Raw genomic sequence first — 5923 nt, 5'->3', positions numbered from 1 at the left:
GTCGCTGGCGCCTGCCTCGCGGCGGAAGGGGGCGAGGGCCGTGAGGTAGGTGACCTGCTCGGCGGGCTCGGCGTTCTCGATGACCAGCGTGTTCAGCACGGCCTCGTGGAACGCGTCCGGCTCCTGCGTGGTGTAGATGGCGCGCACGGTGGTGAGGGTGCTGCTGATCCGCGGGGCCGCCGGCTCCAGCGACCACAGGTCCAGGCCGGCCAGGCCGTGCAGGTAGCGGACCGTGGTGCCGTCGATGGCCGGGGTCGAGGCCGCCTGCATGTTCCACTCGTACCGGTGCGCCTGCGTGGCAGCGAGACGGTCGAAGACGATGACGTACCTGTTGCCGTTGCTCCCGATGATGCGCCGGCAATCGGTGATGCCGAGGTCCTCCACGTAGCAGCGGGCCGTGTCCCCGTCGAAGACGAAGAAGCCGCCGTCCGAGACGTACTCGTTGAGGACGGCGACCTCGTCCTCCGCGAGGCCGGCGAAGATGTCGTTCTGGCCCTCGTTGCGGTAGCCCCGCCCACCGACGGTGACGACCGAGTGCTCGCGGGCATGGATGGTGCGGTTGTAGCCGTCGTCGCACAGGAGGTAGGAGCCGAAGGCGTTGAGCAGGATCGCGCCGTTGTCGGCGTGCTGGTGCGACAGCGAGCGGTACTCGATGCCGGTCTCCTTGTGGTAGTCCCAGGACTGCTCCCACTGCCGGCGACCGCCCGGGAAGCCGCACTTGACCGAGAGCATCACCGCGTCCTTGGCCCAGGAGTCCCGGACCGCGAGCAGGCCGAGGTCCGGGAAGAAGCGGGAGAGCGGCAGGTGGCTCAGGTCGGTGCTCGGTTCCACGGTGGCGTCGAACCAGAGGTACTCGAGCCCTGCCTCCGGGAGGATCCCGGGCTTGAGCGCCGACTGGTACTGCTCGCGGTACAGGTGGGCGAGGGCGTGCTCGGCCATGTACTGCGCCTCGCCCAGGCGGTACTCGGACGCGAGCTTCATGTACATCATCGCCGAGGTCGAGCTGCGGGTGTCGTGCGCGTCGCCGAAGTTGAAGGCCTCTTCGAGGTTGGGGGTGCTCTGGTAGAGGCGGTACCAGAAGGTGTTCCTCAGGAATCCGCTGGTGGCGAAGTAGTCGACTCCTTCGCGTTCGCGCAGCAGGTGGGCGTAGCACAGCAGCCACGGAACTCCGTAGCGCCAGTACACGGCGCCTTCGTAGTTGGACCCGTCCTCCGGCATGCCCCGGAAGACGAGCTCGAAGTTCGCGCGCGCGTCGTCGATCCAGGCCTGGGCCTCCGGCAGCTCGTCGACCAGCGCGTACCCTGCGGAGGCCAGGCCGTTGTAGTCGATCCAGTTGTGGTTCTGCCAGTACTTGGGCACCCATGACTCGCCGCGGTTGTCGCGGATGTAGTCGTGCATGATCCGGCCGTGACGGGTGAGCTTCTCGCGCAGCCGGACCCGTAGCGCAGGGTCCATGTCGTCCTTCAGCCAGTCGTAGGCGAGGGACAGGCCCCACAGGATCCACGCGGCCGAGAGGTCGACGTTGACGAGGTGGGCGTTGCCCCAGTCCTCCCAGGAGATCGCGCCCTCGATCCAGCGCTCGGCCTCGGTGAGGTCCTGCTCGTCGTCCGTCAGGAGGGCGAGCAGGGCACGGTTCATCGAGCCGATCCCGGCCCAGGTGGTGCTCTCGTTCGGAGGCTCCGGGGTGAAGCGCGTCGCGCTGCCCCGCTCGCACTCCTCGAGGAGGCGGACGAGCTGGGCTCGCCGGACGGTGAAGCGTTCCGCCTTCAGACGCTCGAGGTCGTCGCCGATGAAGAGCAGCCTGCGAGTCCCCGTCGAGGGGGAGGTGGCCCGGTCAGTTGTCGACATCGAGCAGTCCTTTCAGGGACACGGCCGTCGGGTCTCAGCCGGCCAAGCGCCGGGGCGCGTCGACCTGCGGCAGAGTCTGCCCGCCGCGGTGACGATCCTTGCAGGTGTCGATGCGGTTTGGGGATGAGCTCGGCCCCTCTCCGTGCACCGGGGGGCGCGCGATATGCGGCCTCGACCTGCGGACCTCAGACTGTGCGACATGGACTCGCGAACCTCCCAGGAATCGATCGCCGCTGGTGATCGGCTGCCCGACGTCGCCCCGTACGCGGGTGGCGTGTCCTCCGACGCCCACCACGCAGCGCTTCGAACCTCGGTGAAGCTGCTGGGGCGCCTCCTGGGTGAAGCCCTCATCCGGCACGAGGGAGAGGACCTGCTGGAACTGGTCGAGCGGGTGCGCGGCCTGGCGCGGGAGGGCAGGGACGAGGAGCTGCACGAGGTTCTGTCCGACGTCGACGACGCCACAGCGGTCAGACTGGCGCGCGCGTTCGCGGCCTACTTCCAGCTGGCCAACATCGCCGAGCAGCTCTATCGGTGGCGTGAGCTCTCCGCGCGCGACGAGGGGCCGCTGGCGACGACCGCCGGCCGGATCGGCGCTGCCTTCGCCGAGGGTGACCTGGCGGGTGACCTGGTGGGTGAGGTCCTCGCCAGGCTGGAGTACCGGCCGGTCTTCACCGCGCACCCGACCGAGGCGAGCCGTCGATCGGTGCTCGAGCTGCTCCGCAAGGTCGCCGACGTGCTGGCGGCGCTCGGCGACCCGGTGCGCTCGCCGGCGGACACGCCGCGGCTCGAACGGCGGCTCGCGGAGCTGGTGGACCTGCTGTGGCAGACGGACGAGCTGCGGGTGGTTCGACCCGAGCCGCAGGACGAGGCGAAGACCGCGATCTACTACCTGGAGTCGCTCGCCGCCGACGTGGTCCCGGACCTCTTGCAGGAGTTCGACCGCGCGCTGGCCTCCGTGGGCGTGGAGCTGCCGGTCGACGCCCGTCCTCTGCGGTTCGGCAACTGGGCGGGCGGGGACCGCGACGGCAATCCGTTCGTCACTCCCCGGGTCACCCTGGACGTGCTCGGGCTGCTGCACGACCACGGCCTGCGAGTCCTGATCGCGGCGGCCGAGGACCTGCTGACCGAGATGAGCGCCTCGACCCGGGTCGTCCCGGTCAGCGAGGATCTGTTGGCCAGCCTCGAGGCGGACGCCGAGGCGCTGCCGATCACGCACGCGGCGGTTCGCCGACTCGACGCCGAGGAGCCGTACCGCCAGAAGATGTCCTACGTACGTGTGCGGCTGCAGCGCACCCGCGAGAGAGTCGCCCACGGCACGGCCCACGAGCCTGGCCGTGACTACCTCAGGCTGGACGAGCTGCTCGCCGACCTCTCCCTGGTGCGCGACTCGATGATCGCCGGCGGCGACCGGCTCACCGCCGACGGCGGGGTGCTCCGGATGATCCGCACCGCCACGGCGACCGGCTTCGGCCTGGCCACGCTGGACGTCCGCGAGCACAGCCGGCGGCACCACGACGCCTTGGCCGTTCTCTACGACCGGCTCGTCGAGCTCGACACCCGGTACGCCGACCTCGACCGCGCTGACCGGATCGCTCTGCTGAGCGCCGAGCTCGCGTCGCGGCGCCCGCTGCTGGGTGGAGCCCGCGTCGCGCTGCCCGAGGCGGCGACCGCGAGCCTGGAGCTGTTCGCCGCGATCGGCGAGGCGCTGGACCGGTTCGGCGAGGACGTGATCGAGACCTACATCGTGTCGATGACCCACGACGTGGATGACGTCTTCGCCGCGGTCGTTCTGGCCCGCGAGGCGGGTCTGGTCGACGTGGGGACCGACGAGCGACCCGCGACGGCGCGGATCGGCTTCGCCCCGCTCTTCGAGACCCTGGTCGAGCTGGAGAGGGCCGGTGAGCTCATGGACGCCATGCTGTCGGAGCCGGCGTACCGGCGGCTGGTGGCCGCGCGTGGAGACGTGCAGGAGATCATGCTGGGCTACTCGGACTCCTCCAAGGACGCCGGCATCGCCGCCTCCCAGTGGCAGATCCATCGCGCGCAACGATCCTTGCGCGACGTTGCCGCCCGACACGGCGTCATGCTGCGTCTCTTCCACGGTCGCGGCGGGTCCGTCGGTCGCGGTGGCGGTCCGACCGGCGAGGCCATCATGGCCCAACCCAACGGCAGCCTGGACGGGCCGATCAAGATCACTGAGCAGGGCGAAGTGATCTCCGACAAGTACACGCTGCCCGGCCTGGGACGCTGGAACCTCGAGAACGCGCTCGCGGCGACGCTGGAGGCGTCGGTGCTGCACCGGCGCGCGACGCTCCCGCCGCAGGTGCTCGCCGGATGGGACGAGGCCATGGACCTCGTGGCAGCGGCGGGCACGTCGGCCTACCGCGAGCTGGTCGGTGACCCGGCGCTCGTGCCGTTCTTCGTCTCCGCCACGCCGGTGGAGGAGCTCGGCAAGATGAACATCGGCTCACGACCCGCGAAGCGTCCCGGTGGGAGCGGCGACCTCAGTGACCTGCGCGCGATCCCCTGGGTCTTCGGCTGGACGCAGGCGCGGATCATCCTGCCCGGCTGGTACGGCGTGGGTTCCGGTCTGGCCGCGGCGCGCGAAGCCGGCCGGGGCGACACCCTGGCCGAGATGTACCGCGCCTGGCCGTTCTTCCGGACCTTCGTGTCCAACGTGCAGATGACGCTGACCAAGACAGACCTGGAGCTGGCGGGCCGCTACGTGCGCGAGCTGGTCCCAGCGGACGCCGCGCCGCTCTTCGAGCAGATCCGTGCCGAGCACGCTCGCACGGTGGCCGAGGTGCTCACGGTCACCGGCCAGGGTCAGCTGCTGGAGTCGGCCCCGCTGCTGCGGCGCACGCTCGCGATCCGCGACGACTACCTGCTGCCCCTGCACGCCCTGCAGGTCTCGTTGCTCGGGCGCACGCGCGCCCAGCGCGACGACGCCACCCAGGACGGTGACCTGCAGCGGGCGTTGCTGCTCACCATCAACGGGATCGCTGCCGGGCTGCGCAACACCGGCTGAGTCGCTCGGCGGGCCCTCGCTGTTCACCCCCGCGCGAGAACCGACGTCGAGCACTGCTCGCCGCACATACGTGCGGACCGGGCTGGATGAGGTCGCGCCAGGCCACCCGGAACGCACTGCCCGAGCTCTCTGGCGCGCGATAGGCACCAACGGCCGATGTGACTCTAGACCGACATCATCAGGAGGAGGCGGATGACTTCCGCCGGTAGACCGCCGGTCTACTCGTGGAGGGACTGCCGTGGGTGTTGTTGGTGCGGGTGATCCAGGGAACAGGCGCAGTAGGTGGTCGCAGGACAGGCTTCCCGTGGCGTCGCCGAGGGGCTCGCGCTTGTCCTCGGTTAGCCGGGGGCACGTCGGAGGATCCTCGGTATGGATCCGCCACCTCTGGTTGGCTTCGTGCGAGTTGGAGCCCAAGTCCCGGTTCAGGCAGCGCTGACTACTCTCGCGGACTCACCGCTGTGAACCGCGCGAGGAACTGGGGGTCGATGACCGAGAAGGTCTCGGTCAGGTTGCTGTTCTTCACGCATGAGTCACCGTCTCCGATGAACTCGCCAGAAAACACTACGGGGCTGTCTTCGTCGATGCTCAAGAGGGTCTGGAAGAGGTCGGAACTTGAATCGATCAGCGTGTCATCGCCGAAATCTGAGAAGGAGTTGTTCCAGGTCTTGACCCGGACCCCATCAGCAATCTCGATCTCGATGTAGGCGTTTCCGTCGCCGTTCGCTCCGATCGTCGTGATGACTCCGGTCCAGTTCTCGAACTTCGATCCTACCGTCGAGCAGAGGTCGTTGTTGCGCTGGAGCAGCACCTGGGACTGCTGCAGGTCGTTCGATGCCTCGTCAAACTCGTCTTGAGCCTGCTGAACCCGAGAGACGAAAGCGCTCTGTGCCTCAGAGTAGGAGCCGTAGGGTCCAGTAGGGACTTCCTGGACGGGCTCCGCTGCTATTGACGTGGCAGTCGATGTCGGCGAGGGATCATCCGCTGGCGCGCTCTCGTCGGTATCGGTGCTTTCGTCCACAGGCGCCTCGGAGGTGGTTCCGGCCGCCG

Annotated in this window: 3 protein-coding genes; 1 reads left to right on the top strand and 2 read right to left on the bottom strand. The window is 69.1% G+C overall.

Going from position 1 to position 5923, the window contains the following annotated elements:
- Window positions 1-1848: DUF4962 domain-containing protein (locus ABWK99_RS12670; RefSeq protein ID WP_372595064.1), on the bottom strand; the 1848-nt coding region annotated here is incomplete at its 3' end.
- A gap of 199 nt (window positions 1849-2047) precedes the next feature.
- Between ABWK99_RS12670 and ppc the strand changes: the two genes are divergently transcribed.
- Entirely contained in the window at window positions 2048-4876 is a 2829-nt protein-coding gene (gene ppc, locus ABWK99_RS12665) for a phosphoenolpyruvate carboxylase (protein ID WP_372595063.1), read from the top strand.
- Between the two features lie 436 nt (window positions 4877-5312).
- Here ppc and ABWK99_RS12660 read toward each other — a convergent pair.
- A partial coding sequence (locus ABWK99_RS12660; protein ID WP_372595062.1) for a hypothetical protein occupies window positions 5313-5923 on the bottom strand: 611 nt, incomplete at its 5' end.

The organism is Actinotalea sp., from assembly GCF_041597215.1.
Classification (GTDB): Bacteria; Actinomycetota; Actinomycetes; order Actinomycetales; family Cellulomonadaceae; genus Actinotalea.
Note: the sequence above shows the minus strand (reverse complement) of the source record. Positions and strands in the feature narration are given on the sequence as shown.

What these genes read in the sequence shown, in the direction of transcription:
- ppc (WP_372595063.1), top strand. Translation starts at nt 2,048, where the DNA reads ATGGACTCGCGAACCTCCCAGGAATCGATCGCCGCTGGTGATCGGCTG.